The organism is Rhodococcus sp. IEGM 1409 (genome assembly GCF_030056735.1).
Classification (GTDB): domain Bacteria; phylum Actinomycetota; class Actinomycetes; order Mycobacteriales; family Mycobacteriaceae; genus Rhodococcus_F.
Genome location: NZ_JASHKN010000001.1, coordinates 40,236 through 55,911, shown reverse-complemented (window position 1 = coordinate 55,911; position 15,676 = coordinate 40,236). Strand labels below are relative to the sequence as shown.

Annotated in this window: 16 protein-coding genes; 9 read left to right on the top strand and 7 right to left on the bottom strand. The window is 63.3% G+C overall.

The window, feature by feature from the left end:
• Positions 1-9: 9 nt before the first annotated feature.
• From QM716_RS00230 to QM716_RS00220, 3 genes are all read right to left on the bottom strand, one after another.
• Positions 10-783 carry an ABC transporter permease gene (locus tag QM716_RS00230; protein WP_283301406.1) on the bottom strand — a complete coding sequence of 258 codons (774 nt, stop codon included), beginning with the start codon at positions 781-783 and terminating at the stop codon, positions 10-12.
• Positions 780-1,781 carry an ABC transporter ATP-binding protein gene (locus QM716_RS00225; protein ID WP_283302990.1) on the bottom strand — a complete coding sequence of 334 codons (1,002 nt, stop codon included), beginning with the start codon at positions 1,779-1,781 and terminating at the stop codon, positions 780-782. The genes QM716_RS00230 and QM716_RS00225 overlap by 4 nt, the downstream gene beginning before the upstream one ends.
• 68 nt (positions 1,782-1,849) lie before the next feature.
• Entirely contained in the window at positions 1,850-2,599 is a 750-nt protein-coding gene (locus QM716_RS00220; protein ID WP_230817426.1) for a hypothetical protein, read from the bottom strand.
• Positions 2,600-2,753: 154 nt separating this feature from the next.
• Here QM716_RS00220 and QM716_RS00215 point away from each other — a divergent pair, with 154 nt between their 5' ends.
• On the top strand, positions 2,754-3,164 hold the full coding sequence (locus QM716_RS00215) for a VOC family protein (RefSeq protein WP_283301403.1): 411 nt from the start codon (positions 2,754-2,756) through the stop codon (positions 3,162-3,164).
• Between the two features lie 12 nt (positions 3,165-3,176).
• Here the strand turns inward: QM716_RS00215 and QM716_RS00210 are convergent, their stop codons facing one another.
• Together QM716_RS00210 and QM716_RS00205 are read right to left on the bottom strand one after the other, a co-directional pair.
• The gene (locus QM716_RS00210) at positions 3,177-4,211 is read right to left on the bottom strand and encodes a glutathione S-transferase family protein (RefSeq protein WP_283301402.1); all 1,035 of its coding nucleotides are present in this window, start codon (positions 4,209-4,211) and stop codon (positions 3,177-3,179) included.
• A gap of 23 nt (positions 4,212-4,234) precedes the next feature.
• Positions 4,235-4,924, bottom strand: coding sequence for a GNAT family N-acetyltransferase (locus QM716_RS00205; protein ID WP_283301400.1), 690 nt, complete (start codon positions 4,922-4,924; stop codon positions 4,235-4,237).
• A 127-nt stretch (positions 4,925-5,051) separates the two neighbouring features.
• Between QM716_RS00205 and QM716_RS00200 the strand changes: the two genes are divergently transcribed.
• Complete coding sequence (locus QM716_RS00200) at positions 5,052-5,675, top strand: PadR family transcriptional regulator (RefSeq protein ID WP_230817430.1); 624 nt, start codon at positions 5,052-5,054, stop codon at positions 5,673-5,675.
• A 2-nt stretch (positions 5,676-5,677) separates the two neighbouring features.
• A complete protein-coding gene (locus tag QM716_RS00195) occupies positions 5,678-7,162 on the top strand; it encodes an MFS transporter (protein ID WP_283301397.1) in 1,485 nt (494 codons plus the stop codon).
• Here QM716_RS00195 and QM716_RS00190 read toward each other — a convergent pair.
• Positions 7,122-8,522, bottom strand: a complete 1,401-nt coding sequence (locus tag QM716_RS00190; RefSeq protein ID WP_283301396.1) for an FAD-binding oxidoreductase — start codon at positions 8,520-8,522, stop codon at positions 7,122-7,124. The genes QM716_RS00195 and QM716_RS00190 overlap by 41 nt on opposite strands.
• On the opposite strand from QM716_RS00190, the gene QM716_RS00185 reads away from it, so the two are divergent.
• From QM716_RS00185 to QM716_RS00170, 4 genes are all read left to right on the top strand, one after another.
• Positions 8,521-9,321 (top strand): enoyl-CoA hydratase/isomerase family protein, encoded by an 801-nt coding sequence (locus QM716_RS00185; RefSeq protein WP_283301394.1) that lies wholly within the window; start codon positions 8,521-8,523, stop codon positions 9,319-9,321. The two genes, QM716_RS00190 and QM716_RS00185, sit on opposite strands and share 2 nt — an antisense overlap.
• 94 nt (positions 9,322-9,415) lie before the next feature.
• Positions 9,416-10,609, top strand: a complete 1,194-nt coding sequence (locus tag QM716_RS00180; protein ID WP_283301392.1) for a class I adenylate-forming enzyme family protein — start codon at positions 9,416-9,418, stop codon at positions 10,607-10,609.
• A gap of 35 nt (positions 10,610-10,644) precedes the next feature.
• Entirely contained in the window at positions 10,645-11,406 is a 762-nt protein-coding gene (locus QM716_RS00175; protein ID WP_283301390.1) for a crotonase/enoyl-CoA hydratase family protein, read from the top strand.
• A gap of 6 nt (positions 11,407-11,412) precedes the next feature.
• The gene (locus tag QM716_RS00170) at positions 11,413-12,378 is read left to right on the top strand and encodes an adenosine deaminase (protein ID WP_283301388.1); all 966 of its coding nucleotides are present in this window, start codon (positions 11,413-11,415) and stop codon (positions 12,376-12,378) included.
• Between the two features lie 3 nt (positions 12,379-12,381).
• On the opposite strand, the gene QM716_RS00165 is transcribed toward QM716_RS00170, so the two are convergent.
• Positions 12,382-13,695, bottom strand: coding sequence for a D-arabinono-1,4-lactone oxidase (locus QM716_RS00165; protein WP_283301387.1), 1,314 nt, complete (start codon positions 13,693-13,695; stop codon positions 12,382-12,384).
• Positions 13,696-13,773: 78 nt separating this feature from the next.
• Here QM716_RS00165 and QM716_RS00160 point away from each other — a divergent pair, with 78 nt between their 5' ends.
• On the top strand, positions 13,774-14,421 hold the full coding sequence (locus QM716_RS00160) for a TetR/AcrR family transcriptional regulator (RefSeq protein WP_230817438.1): 648 nt from the start codon (positions 13,774-13,776) through the stop codon (positions 14,419-14,421).
• A 70-nt stretch (positions 14,422-14,491) separates the two neighbouring features.
• The gene (locus tag QM716_RS00155; RefSeq protein ID WP_283301383.1) at positions 14,492-15,667 is read left to right on the top strand and encodes an amino acid deaminase/aldolase; all 1,176 of its coding nucleotides are present in this window, start codon (positions 14,492-14,494) and stop codon (positions 15,665-15,667) included.
• The last annotated feature ends 9 nt before the right edge of the window (positions 15,668-15,676 follow it).

Genomic DNA, 15,676 nt, shown 5'->3' with positions numbered 1-15,676 from the left:
ACAGCTTTTTCAGGTGATGTCGCGGGTCCTGGTTCGCAGCCAACCGAGTCCGCAGAACAGAACTACCCAAGCGGCCAACATCATCGGGGCACTCGGCCAGGAGGCAAAGGCGTCGACGTCGATCGACGGTGCCGCGTTGACGATCGTGCCGATCGTGGCCGAAACGGGAAGCGCGGCGCCGATCCCGCCGAGATCCATCGCGAGCAGCACTGCGCGGACGATCCATTCACCGAAGACGAACCACAGAATCACCGAGAGCGCGCCGGCCATCGACGATCCGGTGAGCAGTGCCACCCCGGCGCCCAGCAGCGCCCACAGCGCACACGCCAGAATGCCTGCGGCGCAGATGGCGAAAAGATCGGTGGTGAAGCTGAAATCCCGGCCGAAGAGCAACATCGCGCCGATGCTGACCACTTCGACCGCCAGCGCGTAGCCGACGGCGAATACCGCGACGACGGCAAGCTTCGCGCCGAGAACTCCGTCGCGCCCTCGAGCGGTGAGAAACGTCGTGGTGAGAGTCTTGTAGCCGAATTCGGAACCGGCTGTGAGCGCTCCGAAGACGGCCGCGAACACCAGGACAAGAGTGTTCGAGACACCCAGGCTGACACCGGTGGACACGACGTTGACGTCGAAAGTCGTGTCGGCCGAATCGGCCACAGCCTCGACGAACGTCCGCGTGGAAGCGGCAGTCAACAACGCGACGACCACCGGTGCAATGGCGAGTGCCCACCAGTACCGCAGGGTGAGGACCTTCAGTGTCTCCGCGCGCACGAGTGTGGTCATCGGTGTCCTCCAGACGGTCCGTATGCGGCAGGGCCGTAGTAGCCCGGTCCCGAACCCGGGCCGGGTGGGCGGTGGTATCCGACCTGGGGGACGGCATATTGCGGCGTTGTCATCGCCAGGAACAGTTGCTCGAGATCTGCGCCTTCGGTCGCGACGCCGAAGATCGTGACACCGGCCGCCGACGCCACCGGTGGGAGCGCGGACGTGTCGGTGCCGCCCACGGCGAGCCGTCCGTCCTGGGTGATCTGGGCGTCGATGATTCCGCGAGCCGCCAATGCTGTGGCGAGCAGCGCGGGGTTGGAGCACGAGACGAGTAGTCGACTGCGCTGGGAGCGGCGAAGTTCGTCCATGGTTCCTTGGTAGACGAGTGAGCCGGCGCTGACGATGACCACGCTGTCGACGGTTGCTTCCACCTCACGGAGCGCGTGGCTGGAGATCAGAACTGTTCGGCCGGAACTGGCGAAGGTCTGCAGGAACTGACGTAGCCACGCCATGCCTTCGGGATCGAGTCCGTTCGCGGGTTCGTCGAGTACGAGGATCTCGGGATCACCGAGCATCGCGGTGGCAAGGATGAGGCGTTGGCGCATCCCGAGCGAGAATGTGCCGGTCTTGTGGGCTCCGACCGAACCCAGACCGACCATTCCCAGTACCTGCGCGGCGCGTTGTGTCGGCATTCCGATGGCAGCCGCGTAGATCTCGAGGTGTGCGAGCGCTGTGCGTTTCGGATGGAGGCTGCCCACGTCCAGGACGGCGCCGACGGTCCGCGCCGGGGTGGGAAGCGAACGCATCGGCGCGCCGTTTATGGTGGCCGATCCCGAGGTCGGCGACACCAGGCCCAGGAGCATCCGCAATGTGGTGGTCTTGCCCGAACCGTTCGGGCCGAGAAACCCGGTGATCGAGCCCGCCTGGACGTCGAAGCTCAGGTCGTTGACCGCGCGCGCCGCCTTGAATGTCTTCGTCAACCCACGAATCTCGATGGGCGCAGAGAAGGATCCCATTGCGGTGTTCGTCAATGCTGCTCCCGGGTCGGCGGCGAATACGTGATGCGAGCCTACGGCCCGGACAGCTATCTGCGGATGGCCCGGCGTGTTTGCGTCTCGGGGAGGAGCGCGGCATCGTCGGCAGGCATCACGATGAGGTGATCGGTCCACCTGGCGGGCGCGGGTCCGAAGGCTTCGCGCGCGTTCTTGACGACGCCCTTCCCGATGGCCCGGTTACCCGCGCCGCCGATGACGGCACCGATCCCGGCGGGAACGAGCTTGCCGAGGATCAGTGCGCTGCGCCTGGCGGCGTACTTGGTCACGAACTTCCGCACGAGAGTGCTGTTCATTCCCTTCATCGTGGGTCCGGGAATCTTGCTCGTGATCGCCGTTCCCCAGTTCTTGGCCGTGATACCGGTGGCCTTCTGGACGATCTCCATACCTGATTCGCCGAGTGCGACTGCCAGGACCAGGGCGCGTCGTTGCTGGTGATCCTGCACGGAGATTCCATGGACAGACGCGATTGCCAACGTCAGCAGCGCCGACGCTTCGAGGAAGAAAGCCGATTCCGCGCCGACGGCAGCGATGGACGCGACCGTTCCGACGCCCGGCACCGCGGCCGTGGCACCGACGGCACTGCCGCTTCCGGTCACGGCGAGAATGAACATCTTCTCCATCCGCTCGACGATCTGAGCGGGTGACTCGTCGGGGTGTGCCTTACGGACATGGTTGACGTATTTGGCCACTGCGGGCGCTTGCAGGCGGCTTCCGTTGTCGAGAACGGAAACGAGGACCTTCTCGATACGCCCGCTGTCGTTGTTCGTCGACTTGCTCATTGCTGCCCCTCCACAGTTGTCCTCCTCTGAAGCGAGGTGGACCGTATCTCGAGAATAGGTGAAGTTTTCGGTAGCGGCGGTGATCGCAGGGGCCATAGGCTCGTACGAGACTCGGTTTTCTTCGTGACTTTTCCCAGGCAGGAGTTCGAGTGTCATGACCGCCACTTCCGAACCTCGTTCGACGACCATCTGGCCGACACTGCGCTACATCGACGCCCGTTCGGCAATCCACTTTCTGGTGAGCACCTTCGGTTTCGTGGAGAAGGCCGTCTACGGAGAGGGTGACGTGGTCGACCACGCCCAACTCGACTGGCCCGGCGGTGGCGGCATCATGCTGGGTTCCCCGCGCACGGATTCGGCGATCGCCGGCCTACCACCCGGAATCGGTTCGGTGTACATCGTCGTGGACGACGCGGAAGCCGCCGATGCACTCTACGAACGCGTTGTCGCGTCCGGCACCACGATCACGCAGGGATTGCGCGACGAGGATTACGGTTCGCGAGGTTTCACCTGCCGTGATCCTGAAGGGGTGTACTGGAGTTTCGGGACGTACGCAGGGGAGTAGCCTTGCCGCGATCTATCTGGTGGCCCAGTGCTGCGCTGGAACCACTTCCGACGGTACGGGCGGATGAGGCGGTGTGCCGTCCCCGAATGGTCGGCCGCCCAACTGTTCGCGGCCGTGCGGTTCGAGCCAGTGCGTCAATTCCGGTCCCTTGGGCACGATTCCGGAGGGATTGATCTCGGAATGCACGATGTAGTAGTGAGCTTTGATCTGTGTGAAGTCGATGGTGTCACCGAATCCGGGAGTCTGGAACAGATCGCGCGCGTAATCCCACAGCACCGGCATCTCGCTGAGTTTGCTTCTGTTGCACTTGAAATGGCCGTGATAGACGGGATCGAATCGCGCCAGCGTCGTGAACAGGCGCACATCAGCTTCGGTGATGGTGTCTCCCACCAGGAAGCGTTGCCGGGCAAGGCGTTCGGTGAGCCAGTCGAGACGGGCGAACAGCGTGTCGTAAGCCTCGTCGTACGCCTGCTGTGAACCGGCGAACCCGCAGCGGTAGACGCCGTTGTTCACGTCGCGGAACACGTACTCGGCCACTTCGTCGATCTCGTTTCGCAGAGGCTCCGGGTACAGATCCGGTGCACCTTCGCGGTGGTACTTCTTCCATTGCGTCGAGAAGTCGAGGGTGATCTGTGGGTAGTCGTTGGTGACCACCTTGCCCGTGGAGATCTCCACCATGGCGGGCACCGTGATTCCCCTGGGGTAGTCGGGATCTCGGGCGAAGTACGCCTCCTGTAGTCGTGGGATCTTCAGCACCGGATCGACGCCGCCGGGATCGAGATCGAAAGTCCAGCTTCGCTTGTCGTGGACTGGACCGCAGATGCCCATCGACAGTACGTCTTCGAGGCCGAGCAGGCGGCGGACGATGATGGCGCGGTTCGCCCAGGGGCAGGCACGCGCCACGATCAACCGGTATCGCCCCGGTTCGACGGGGTAACCGTCGCGACCGTCCTCGGTGATCCGGGTCTGGATGTAGTTGGTGTCGCGTTTGAATTCACGACCCTCTTCGACGAATGTCGGTTCGCTCGCGCCATTCTCCGTACTCATCTGCGGTTCCTCTCGTTCGAGTGTCAACTGGGCAGGTGCACGTGTACTCGAGCGTATGCCCCCAGAACGTCGAATTTGGCTTTACGTGGAAGCGTTGCGCTGATCGCGCTGCCCCGACTCGTTCGTAGTTGTGGGATCAATCCCGAATCCAGTGCGTCCTCCGCAGCCAGAAGTGTTACTCCGCAGCCGATTCCGCGCCGGCGGTGCGCTGGGGCTGTCAGGGTCGTGAGATCTGCCACGAAACCCTGGAATTCGGAGTACGCCGCGCATCCGAGTACCTCGTTGTCATCGGTGAGTGCGGTGAACCACCGCGTGCGGTTCTCGAGGTCGGCGGTGGTGCTGTCGTCGGGTGGGCACAGAGCGGCAACGGCGAGGGCGTCGTCGACCTCGTGGGAGATCAACAGTTGTTCGTCTGGCGGTGTCTCGGTGTAGTCGCCGAGGAAAGCGAGGTCGACGGGTCCGGTGATTCGGCCGCCGTGATCGCCGGTGACGTCGAGTAGACGCGCAGGTTGTAGTAGCGCTTCGACGGGGATGTCCGCCGTGCGCTCGATGAACCACTGCGGTCCGACAATCGCGCCACCGCCGGCCAGGTCCAGTACATGGATGTCGTCGCCCACCACCCTGGCGGTGTGTGCCGGTCGCAACGCGGAGTCGCCGAGGCCCAGTTCGCGCGCCCATGCGAGTCGGATGATGTCGAGGTGATGATCGTCCACTCGCTACAGGCTAGTCCGGTTCGAACGGGTTGATCGAGATGGCTGGAGGTCGTATATTCCATGTGGACTATTTCGCGCGGAATAGTCAAGAAATAGTCAATTGAGGCTTGTCAGAAAGGGGGGACTCATGGGTGACGTGTCACTGACGCCTTTGGGAATCACCGTTCTGGGCCTGCTGTCCGAGCGTTCGATGCACCCGTACGAGATGTATCAACTCGCCTCGGTTCGACGGGGCGATCAACTGGTGAAGATCAAGCCGGGATCGCTCTATCACACGGTTTCCCGGCTGGAGAAGCAGGAATTGCTGGCTTCGATCGGGACCGATCGTGAGGGCAATCGGCCGGAGCGGACGACGTACGAGATCACCGCCCGAGGCCGTGATGCACTCGAGCACCAACTACGTGAGATGTTGGCGGTTCCGGTGCGGGAGTATCCGCGGTTGCCGCTCGCGCTCGCCGAAATGCACAACCTCTCCGCATCAACTGCGTGTCAGATGCTTCGGATCCGTCTCGCGCACCTCGACAAGACGATTGCGAAATTCGAGGTCGACTACGAAGCGGTGAAGGCCGCGGAAAAACCACGAATCTTCACGGTGGGCGCGGACTACGCCCACGCACTCACGATCGCCGAAAGAGAGTGGATCGGCGCGTTGGTGACAGACATCGAGAGCGGCGAAATGCCCTGGCTCTCACAAGAACTTCTCGACCGGCTGGCCGGCTCCGCAGGCTCGTCCGCACTACCTAAGGACTGAAGATGGAAAAGCAGGTCAATCCCTGGCACGCGCTGTGGGCGCTGTGTATCGGGTTCTTCATGATTCTGGTGGACAGCACCATCGTCGCTGTCGCCAACCCCGCGATCATGGAGGACCTCGGCACCGACATCAACAAGGTCGTCTGGGTCACCAGCGCGTACCTGCTGGCGTACGCGGTGCCGCTCCTCGTCACCGGCCGACTCGGTGACAGGTTCGGACCGAAGAACCTGTACATGATCGGCCTCGTACTGTTCACCGGCGCATCACTGTGGTGTGGACTGTCCGGCAGCGTCGAGATGCTCATCGTGGCAAGGGCTTTCCAGGGCTTCGGCGCCGCAATGATGACTCCGCAGACCATGGCAGTCATCACGCGCACCTTCGCGCCGAACAAGCGTGGCGCCGCAATGGGGCTGTGGGGCGCCGTTGCCGGCGTCGCGACGCTGGTCGGTCCGCTAGCCGGTGGTGTGTTGGTCGACAATCTCGGCTGGGAATGGATCTTCATCGTCAACGTCCCGGTTGGTGTCATCGCCTTCCTGCTCGCCTGGAAGTTGGTTCCTTCGCTGCCGACGAGCGAGCACAAGTTCGACATCCCCGGCGTGATCCTCAGCGCCGCAGGCATGTTCCTGCTCGTGTTCGGAATCCAGGAAGGCAGTTCGTACGACTGGAACGGATTCGTCTGGACTCTGATCGGCGCCGGCGTGGTGTTGCTCGTGGTGTTCGTGTTCTACCAGTCACGCAACAAGAACGAGCCGTTGCTTCCCCTCGAACTTTTCAAGGACCGCAACTTCTCGCTCGCCAACGTCGCCATCACCGCGATGGGCTTCGCGATCACGTCGATGGTCCTTCCGCTGATGTTCTACACCCAGGCAGTTCGCGGACTCTCCCCGACGCAGTCGGCGCTCCTCCTCGTGCCGATGGCCGTGCTGACCGGCATTTTTGCGCCGATCATCGGAAAGCTCGTCGACAAGACGCATCCGCGTTACATCGCCGGCACCGGCTTCCTGCTGTTCGCCATCGCCCTGGGCTGGCTTGCACTGGTGATGTCTCCCGACGTCCCGATCTGGGAACTGCTCCTGCCGATCGGTCTGATCGGCTTCGCCAACGCATGCATCTGGTCGCCGCTCGCGGCAACCGCGACTCACAACCTGCCTCCGATGCAGGCCGGCGCCGGGGCAGGCGTCTACAACACCACCCGGCAGGTGGGCGCGGTTCTCGGTAGTGCCGCGATCGGCGCACTGATCACCGCACGATTGGCGGCTCAGGGTCTGACCGGCGGCAGTTCCGAAGCCGGAGTGGGTCACCTACCCGAGTTCGTCCGTGAGCCGTTCAGCACGGCGATGTCGGAGTCGATCTGGCTACCTGCAGGCGTGCTGCTCATCGGCTTCGTCGCTTCGGTGTGCTTCGCGCGGCCTCTGCGCGGAGATGCACACGACGACGCGATGGCCGTCAGTGCCGAAGCGCGTCGGGAAACATCACTGCACGATTGAGATAGTCGCTCGGGTCCAGGGCTCGCTTGATCGCCCACATCGTGGCTATGTCCTCCGCAGAGAGGGCCAGGTCCAGATAGTTGCGTTTGAGCGAGCCCACCCCGTGCTCGGAACTGACGTTTCCGCCGTGATCGCGAACCAGTTCGAGGATGCTGCGGTACACAGTGTCGGCGTTCGGGCAGTTCAGGACATTGAGGTGAATGTTTCCTTCGGCGATGTGTCCGAAGAGGATCGGAATCGCCTCGGGGGCGCGACTTGTGATCACTGCCGCGGCATCCTCGGCGAAGGTGGCAAGCGAGTCCAGGGGCAGTGCCGCATCGAATTTCAGTGGGGGACCGAACAGTCCGACCACTTCGGCGAAGCATTCCCGCGCCGCCCACAAACGCGTCGAGCCGGGGCTGTCGACCGCCACCGCCGGGGTTTCCGGCGGGTCGATGCGTTCGAGTACTTCGCCCAGGCTTTCCAGCGGATCGTGAGCCGCGGACACCTCGGCGAGCAGGTACCACGCCCGCCCCGTCGGCACGGCGGCGTTCAAGCGTCGAGCGGCGAGTTCGAGTCCGCGACCGTCCAACAACTCCAGTGCGTCGACGCCGTCGAGAGTGCGCAACGTGCGTCCCGCGTCGACGACGTCTTCCAGCCTGTCGAAACTGGTCAGTGTCGTGACCCGGTGAGCCGGCACCTGGCGCAGTTTCAGATCGACTGCTGTGACCACACCAAGAGTTCCTTCGCTGCCCACCCACAGTGCGGGCAGGTTGTATCCGGAATTGTCGGACAGCACTTTCGGTGACCGGCGCACCGTGGTTCCGTCGGGGATCACCACCTCGAGGCCGAGCACCTGTTCGGCCATGTTCCCGTATCGAACCGTGTGCAGGCCACCGGCATTGGTGGAGACCATGCCGCCGATGGTCGCCGTGTCCCGTGAAGCTATGTCGACGCCGAATTTCAGGCCGGCGTCGGCCGCAGCGGAATGTACCCCCGCGAGTGTCACTCCCGCGCCGACGGTGATCCGCCCGCCGGCCGCATCGACTTCACCGATCGTCGTGAGACGTTCGGTGGAGAGCAGGACGTCGTCGTGCTCGGGCACCGTGCCCGCGACCAGGCCGGTTCGTCCGCCCTGAACGGTGACCGGTACACCGTGGGAGCGGCACACGTTCAGCACTGCCGAGACTTCGGCGGTATTTCCGGGTCGGACCAGAGCGCTGGCGCGCCCGCTGTAGCGCCCCGTCTGGTCGGTGGAACGGGTCGCCAACACGTCGGCGTCGTCGACGACGAACCGGTGTCCCACAACGTCCGCGAGCGCATTTCTCAGACCGTCCACCCGACGATCGTAGGCCGGTTCCATGTGGCAGTGTGGCGGCATGACTGCTCCCGAATCGCACCCCACCCGTCTCGAGCGCTTCACCACCGATGGTGGTGCCGAGGTGGCTGTCCTGACGTTCGCGCACGGACCACTCAATCTGTTCGATCAGGCCATGTTCGACGCGGTCATCGCCGACGTTGCAGCGTTGACCGAGAATCCGCCACGAGCTGTCCTCCTGCGCGCGGAGGGCAAGGTCAACTCGGCCGGCGTCGACGTCCACGTATTCGACGGACTGAACCCGGAGCAGGGCGCGGAGTTGTGGCGCGAACTGTTCGCCCAGATCTGCCATCCGCTCGAGGCATTGCCGTGCCCGGTGATCTACGCGGCGCACGGGTTGACGCTGACTGCGGCATTCGAGATCTCCTTGGCCTGCGACATCATCCTTGCGGCGCCCAAGGCAAAGTTCGGGCTGGTCGAGACAGTGGTCGGTCTGACGCCGTCCATGGGCGGACCGCAACGTCTGGCCGAGCGCGCCGGTTCCGGACGGGCTCGGGAGTTGGTCATGACCGGCGATCTGTACGACGCCGCAACCCTGCACTCCTGGGGCGTCGTCAATGCAGTTCACGAGGACGTCGATGGTGCGGCGCGGGCCCTCGCGACCAGGTTGGCGGACGGACCCACGCGAGCACACGACGCCACCAAGCAGATCGTGGCAGCGTGGCGTTCCGGCGGCATCGCCCACGCGGATTCGGTGACTCCCGGGGTGTCCGGCGCTCTTTTCGACACCGATGACCTGCGCGGCGCCGTCCGCAGTTTCCTCGACGTAGGCCCGGGTAAGGCTGTCTACTCCGGAAAGTAGGTTTGGGACCTTTATCGTCAGAGACCTCCACGAACTGTGATCCACGTCATATAGTCGAAGTGCCGGTGGGTTCGTCAGTGACGTGGAGGTATCGATGCGGTCGACGCTTGTGGAATACCCGTGTTCGAATCTGCTCCTCGCCGACGCCCGCGTCACTCGCGCCGGTGACGGAGTGCTTCGGTACAGCCAACTGGACCCGTCGTTGTCCGAACTCCTCGATATCGCCGTTCATCGATTCTCCTCACGCATTGCGGTCGAGGAGGTCGACGGGGAGCAGGTCACCTTCGCGGAACTGTGGGCCGAAGCGTCGCGGGTCGCAGGCGGGCTGAAGTCGCGAGGCGTCGAGATCGGTGATCGTGTGGCGATTCGTGTCGCCGCGGGGGTGCGGTGGATGGAGGCGTGCCTCGGCGTCATCCTCGCGGGAGGAGTCCCGGTCTCTGTCGGTGTGCACCTGGGTGACGACGCAGCGGACTTCGTCATCGCGGACAGCGGCTCGGTGCTGGTGCTCGATGGGGAACTCCCACACGGTGTTCCGTTCATCGACGACGGCGCGGCTCTGGACGAGATGGCGATTCTCGCGTACACCGCCGATTCTTCGGGCGAGATGCTGGGCGTCGAGTTGAGTAACGAGAACGTGCTCTCCGCTATCGTCGGTATTCTGCACTCGCGCGATTACGGTGTTGAAGGTGTGCGGAATCTGTTGGTGGACAATGATTTCAATTCGGTGCGTCAGTTCGTGCACGTGCTCGCGACGCTGGTGGTCGGTGGAACGGTGGTCCTCGCCGGCGACTTCTGGCGCGAGAGTGTGCATACCGTCGACATCGTGACCGGGCGGCCGGAGGACTTGCTCGAGCCACGGTTGCTCACGCTCGGACCGGCGGCGCGTGCCGGTTCGAGGTCGGTGCAGTGGATCGACTGCAGCGGATCGCCGATCACGGCCGAACAGGAATCGAAGCTGCTGACGATGTTCCCGGCCGCTCGACATGTGATCGGTTGGGGTAAAACCGAAACCTGTGGGGCCGGTCTCATTCTGCCGACCGAGTCGGCACCCACACATCTCGGCAGCGTCGGAATCGCCTTCGGCGGAATGGAAGTGGCGTTGTACGGCCCGGATGCGCCAGGTGGTTTCGGTGAGTTGCTGTGCCGCGGGCCGAGTGTCACGCGTCGGTATTGGAATTCGCCGGAAGCGACCTCGACGAGATTCACCCAGGGGTGGTTCTGCACTCACGACACCGCGCAGATCGACCCCGATGGCTTCGTCCGTATTGTCGAACGCAACGTCGCGTAGTCACGCGGGCGTGGTCGACAAACGAGAGGGACACCATGGCGGACGAGGTTCTCACCGAGCGGCGCGGGCGGACACTGATCATCACGATCAACCGACCCGAGGCGCGCAATGCCATCAACTCGGCGGTCAGTCACGCGTTGGCCGCTGCGGTCGAAGAGCTTGATGCGGACGACGATCTGTCCTTGGCGGTGCTGACGGGTGCAGGCGGAAACTTCTGTGCCGGTATGGATCTGAAGGCATTCGTCGCCGGCGAGAACGTACTCGTGCCGGGACGCGGTCTCGGATTCACGGAAGGGCCTCCGCGCAAGCCGATCATTTCGGCGGTCGAGGGGTTTGCGTTGGCAGGCGGCACGGAACTCGTGCTCGCCACCGACCTGGTGGTGGCGTCGTCCGAAGCGAAGTTCGGTATCCCGGAGGTCAAGCGAGGACTGGTTGCAGGTGGCGGCGGATTGTTGCGCCTGCCCAAGCGGATTCCGTACCAGAAGGCACTGGAACTTGCCCTGACCGGTGACAGTTTCACCGCCGAGGAGGCATACCGCTACGGCTTCGTGAACACGTTGACCGAGCCGGGCATGGCGCTCGAAGGCGCACTCGACCTGGCTGATCGAATCACCCGCAACGGACCGCTCGCGGTTGCGGTCACCAAGGAGATCATCGTCAAGGCCGGCGATTGGTCCGACGACGAAGCTTTCGCGAAGCAGTTGCAGGTGATGGCGCCGGTGTTCGCATCCGAAGATGCACGCGAGGGTGCAACGGCGTTCGCCGAGAAGCGAGCTCCGGTCTGGAAGGGGCGCTGAACCGAAATGGCTACTCCTGTTGCAGAACTGCACATGCACATCGAGGGTTCGCTGGAACCCGAACAGATCTACCAGCTTGCCGAGCGCAATCGAATGGATTTGCCGTACAAGGACATCGACGATCTGAAGTCTAGGTACGAGTTCACCGACCTGCAGTCGTTCCTCGACCTCTACTTCGCCAACATGGCCGTCCTGCGCACCGCCGAGGATTTTGCCGACCTGACGCGGGCGTATTTCCGTCGGGCCGCAGCCGCTGGAGTCGCGCATGCCGAGTTCTTCTTCAATCCGCAGGCGCACGTAGTTCGTGGTGTCCCGCTGACCGAGGTCCTGGACGGCATCATGGATGCGGTGGCATCGAGTGAGCGCGAGTTCGGGCTCAGCAGTGCGGCAATCGCCGCCATTCTCCGTGATCAACCAGTCAAGGACGCCGAAGAGATCTTCTCCGAAATCATTCGCTTGCAGGCGCCGATCGTCGGGCTCGGACTCGACTCCGCCGAGGTCGGTAACCCGCCCTCACTGTTCGAGGACGTGTTCGCGCGTGCGCGTGCCGAGGGCTTGCACGTCGTTGCTCACGCCGGCGAGGAGGGGCCGCCCGAGTACATCTGGCAAGCGCTCGACATTCTCGGCGCCGAGCGCATCGACCACGGCGTCCGGGCGCTCGAGGACCCTGCCCTCATCGAGCGTCTTGTCGACGAGGAGATTCCACTGACGGTCTGCCCGTTGTCGAACGTTCGTCTGCGAGTGTTCGATTCGCTGTCGGATCATCCGCTTCGATCGATGCTCGAGATGGGTTTGATCGTCACGGTCAACTCCGACGACCCGGCCTATTTCGGGGGATATGTCGACGACAATTTCACCGAACTGGGCCGAGCCTTGGGGCTGACCGAGGCCGAGCGTGACACCCTCGCCCGGAACTCGATCAAAGCCTCGTTTGCGAGCGACGCGCGAAAAGCGGAACTGCTGCGGCACTGACCGTCAGTCGCCGAGCACCTGGCGTAGGTATGCGTTGTCGAACACCCGATTCGCGTCGTACTTGTCTCGCACGGCGACAAAATCGTCGAGTCGGTCGTACGTAGGACGCAGGTCGTCGACGGTCCGGTTGTGCATTTTTCCCCAATGCGGCCGGCCGTCGACGGCGCGAGCGATGGCTTCCACTGCGGCGAAGTATTCGGTTTCAGGTCGGCGGTGATACTGATGGACCGCGATGTAGGCGGTGTCGCGTCCGTGAGCGGTCGAGAGCCAGAGGTCGTCGGCGGCAGCAAAACGGACTTCGACGGGGAAGGCGACGTTGGTCCCGGACTTCTTCATCCAGCGATCGATTTCGTGGAGCGTCTCGGCGACGTGTTCGCGGGGAATTGCGTATTCCATCTCCTTGAACTTCACCCGGCGCGAAGACGCGAATACTCGGTAGCTGCGATCGGTGAACTCTCGGGCGCCGAGCAGTCGAGACGATACGTTGTTGATTCTCGGGATCGCAGCCGGAGCCAGAGTGGCGACGCGATTGACACCCTCGAAGAGTGTGTTGGAGAGGAGTTCGTCGTCGACGAACGCGCGGACCTTACCCACCGGATTGGGTTCGGTGTCTCCGGGGAGTCGGGTGTTGCTCTTCGTGAGGACACGGTCGGTGTGTGGAAACCAGTAGAACTCGAAGTGATCCAAGCCCAGACGATCACTCTCGAGAGTGTCCAGTATGTGAGACAGCGTGTCGGGTTCCTCGATTGCGCGAAGTGTGAATCGCGGAACGCAGGCGAGAGTGATCTTCGAAATGATGCCGATTGCGCCCAACCCGAGGCGGCCCGCTTCGAACAATTCGACGTTTTCGTCGGCGCTTGCGGTGACGACGGATCCGTCGGCGAGAACGATCTCGATTCCGCGAATCTGAGTGGCGATACCGCCGAATCGGGCACCGGTTCCGTGCGTGCCGGTGGACGTCGCGCCGGCCAGCGACTGGACGTCGATGTCGCCGAGATTAGCCATTGCATATCCGCGTTGCCACAGGGCGTCGTTGAGTGCGTGAAGGCGAGTGCCTGCAAAAACAGTAACCAGCGCGCCGTCGTCGGTCGGCGTGATCGAATCGATTCCGCTCAGGTTGTCCAGGCTGACGAGGATGCCGTCGGTGACCGCGACGCCGGTGAACGAATGGCCTGCGCCGACGGCCTTCACGCGTTGGCCACGCGCCGCGGCCTCGGCGACCAACGACGAAAGTTCACGGGTATTTGTCGGCGTCGCAAAGCGACGCGGCGCGGCGCTTTGAGTGCCCGCCCAGTTCTGCCAAGTGTCCGAAGCCATTACGCAATAATGTACTTGGACGGTCGTCCAGGCAAGTATTGCGCGAAGATTTTGTCATTTGCGTTCTACGATCATTGGATGCTGAACAGGCTCCCGGCGGACGAACGCCGCACACAATTGGTCGAGTCCGCATTGTCTATTGCGGAACAGCGCGGTGTCAGTTCTGTGACGGTAAGGGCGGTGGCAGAAGAGGCCGGCGTATCACTCGGCGTCGTTCATTACTGCTTCGAGAGCAAGGAAGCGCTGATCGCGGCAATGGGCGAAACGCTCATTCTGCAGCTCAGTGCGTCGATGCAGTACGCGTTCGCGCAGGTCCGACACGCGCCGGATCTCAGTGGCGTGCAGGGGCTCAAAGAATTGCTGCATATCGGGTTGACGGGAATGTGGCCCACTATCGAGGCAACGCCGGACAGGCAGTTGTTGACCTACGAAATCACCGCGCAGGCACTCCGCAGTCGTAATCTCGGCGCCGAACGCGCTGGGGCTGTTGCTTTTGAGCAGTACCGAATCATGGACGAGCTTGCGGTTTCGTTTCTGGAGGAGTGCGCGAAGATTTCCGGCACCGTGTGGACGGAGCCGTTGAGTTCGATTGCGCGCCTGAGTCTTGCACTTATCGACGGACTCGTTCTGCGATGGCTGGTCGATCGCGACTCCGACGCGACTATTGCGGAGTTCGGAGAAATGGTTCAGGTAATTGCCAACAAAGCAGTGATCGCGCCCCAGTAGAAGTGCCATCCTGGACATACGTCCAGTATTGGTGATTGACTGGTCGCACGCCGCGACGATTGGATCATCTGTGACCCGGACCCTCGATCGACTCACTGCTGCCACGCGAGAACTCGACCCGCCTCTGGCTGCTCTGGATCTGACCACACTGCGCAGTAATGCAGCCGACCTGGTGCGCCGCGCCGGTGGAACACCGGTGCGAGTGGCGAGCAAATCGGTTCGTTGTCGTACGGTTTTAGCTGAAACTCTCGGCGACACACTGACCGCGTCCGGTGGATTCCGCGGAATCATGGCGTACTCACTGCGCGAAGCTTTGTGGCTGGTCGGGCTTGGCGCACGGGACATCCTGATGGGATACCCGACCGCCGATCGCGGCGCCATCGCGGATCTCGCTGCCGATGACACCGCTCTCGAATCGATCACCTTGATGATCGACGACGATGCACAGTTGGATCTCATTCGTTCGGCGTCGACGGGGGATGCGCCTGTCCGGGTGTGTCTCGACGTCGACGCGTCACTGCGGATCGGCCCGATCCATCTGGGTGTACGACGCTCGCCGCTGCGCGAACCTGCCGCGGTCGCCGCACTCGCGGCGCGTGCTCGCCAGCGCGGATTCTCCGTCGTAGGAGTGATGTTCTACGAGGCCCAGATCGCCGGCCTCCCGGACACCAGTGCTCCGATCGGTTGGGTCAAGAAGGCCTCTGCACGCGAACTGGCGTCCAGAAGGGGCGCTGTGGTCGCGGCCGTCACCGATGCCGTGGGTGCACTCGAGATCGTCAACAGCGGCGGTACGGGGTCGCTGGAGGTCAGCTCGGCCGATTCTGTGGTGACCGAGGTAACAGCAGGCTCCGGACTGTACGTACCGACCCTGTTCGACCGCTACCGCGCCTTCCGCCCCGATCCGGCGCTGTTCTTCGCGCTGTCGGCAGTGCGCAAGCCGACCCCGTCCGTGACGACCCTGTTCGGCGGCGGATACATTGCGTCGGGACCTGCGGGAGCCACCCGCGTTCCATCACCGGTCTGGCCATCCGGTCTCAAACTGCTCCGCAACGAAGGTGCCGGCGAAGTCCAGACGCCGGTCACCGGGAAGGAAGCCGGAAACATCGCAATCGGCGACCGCGTGTGGTTCCGGCATGCCAAGGCAGGCGAGTTGTGCGAGCGCTTCGACCGCGTCTTCGTGGTCGAAGCTGACGGCACCCGAACCTCGGTTCCCACCTACCGCGGTGAAGGACAGTGCTTCGGGTAGGACAGTGTT

Bases quoted from the DNA above. Each gene is read 5' to 3' on its own strand.
- QM716_RS00230 (WP_283301406.1), bottom strand. From the start codon at position 783: ATGACCACACTCGTGCGCGCGGAGACACTGAAGGTCCTCACCCTGCGG.
- QM716_RS00225 (WP_283302990.1), bottom strand. From the start codon at position 1,781: ATGGGATCCTTCTCTGCGCCCATCGAGATTCGTGGGTTGACGAAGACA.
- QM716_RS00220 (WP_230817426.1), bottom strand. From the start codon at position 2,599: ATGAGCAAGTCGACGAACAACGACAGCGGGCGTATCGAGAAGGTCCTC.
- QM716_RS00215 (WP_283301403.1), top strand. From the start codon at position 2,754: ATGACCGCCACTTCCGAACCTCGTTCGACGACCATCTGGCCGACACTG.
- QM716_RS00210 (WP_283301402.1), bottom strand. From the start codon at position 4,211: ATGAGTACGGAGAATGGCGCGAGCGAACCGACATTCGTCGAAGAGGGT.
- QM716_RS00200 (WP_230817430.1), top strand. From the start codon at position 5,052: ATGGGTGACGTGTCACTGACGCCTTTGGGAATCACCGTTCTGGGCCTG.
- QM716_RS00195 (WP_283301397.1), top strand. From the start codon at position 5,678: ATGGAAAAGCAGGTCAATCCCTGGCACGCGCTGTGGGCGCTGTGTATC.
- QM716_RS00185 (WP_283301394.1), top strand. From the start codon at position 8,521: ATGACTGCTCCCGAATCGCACCCCACCCGTCTCGAGCGCTTCACCACC.
- QM716_RS00190 (WP_283301396.1), bottom strand. From the start codon at position 8,522: ATGCCGCCACACTGCCACATGGAACCGGCCTACGATCGTCGGGTGGAC.
- QM716_RS00180 (WP_283301392.1), top strand. From the start codon at position 9,416: ATGCGGTCGACGCTTGTGGAATACCCGTGTTCGAATCTGCTCCTCGCC.
- QM716_RS00175 (WP_283301390.1), top strand. From the start codon at position 10,645: ATGGCGGACGAGGTTCTCACCGAGCGGCGCGGGCGGACACTGATCATC.
- QM716_RS00170 (WP_283301388.1), top strand. From the start codon at position 11,413: ATGGCTACTCCTGTTGCAGAACTGCACATGCACATCGAGGGTTCGCTG.
- QM716_RS00165 (WP_283301387.1), bottom strand. From the start codon at position 13,695: ATGGCTTCGGACACTTGGCAGAACTGGGCGGGCACTCAAAGCGCCGCG.
- QM716_RS00160 (WP_230817438.1), top strand. From the start codon at position 13,774: ATGCTGAACAGGCTCCCGGCGGACGAACGCCGCACACAATTGGTCGAG.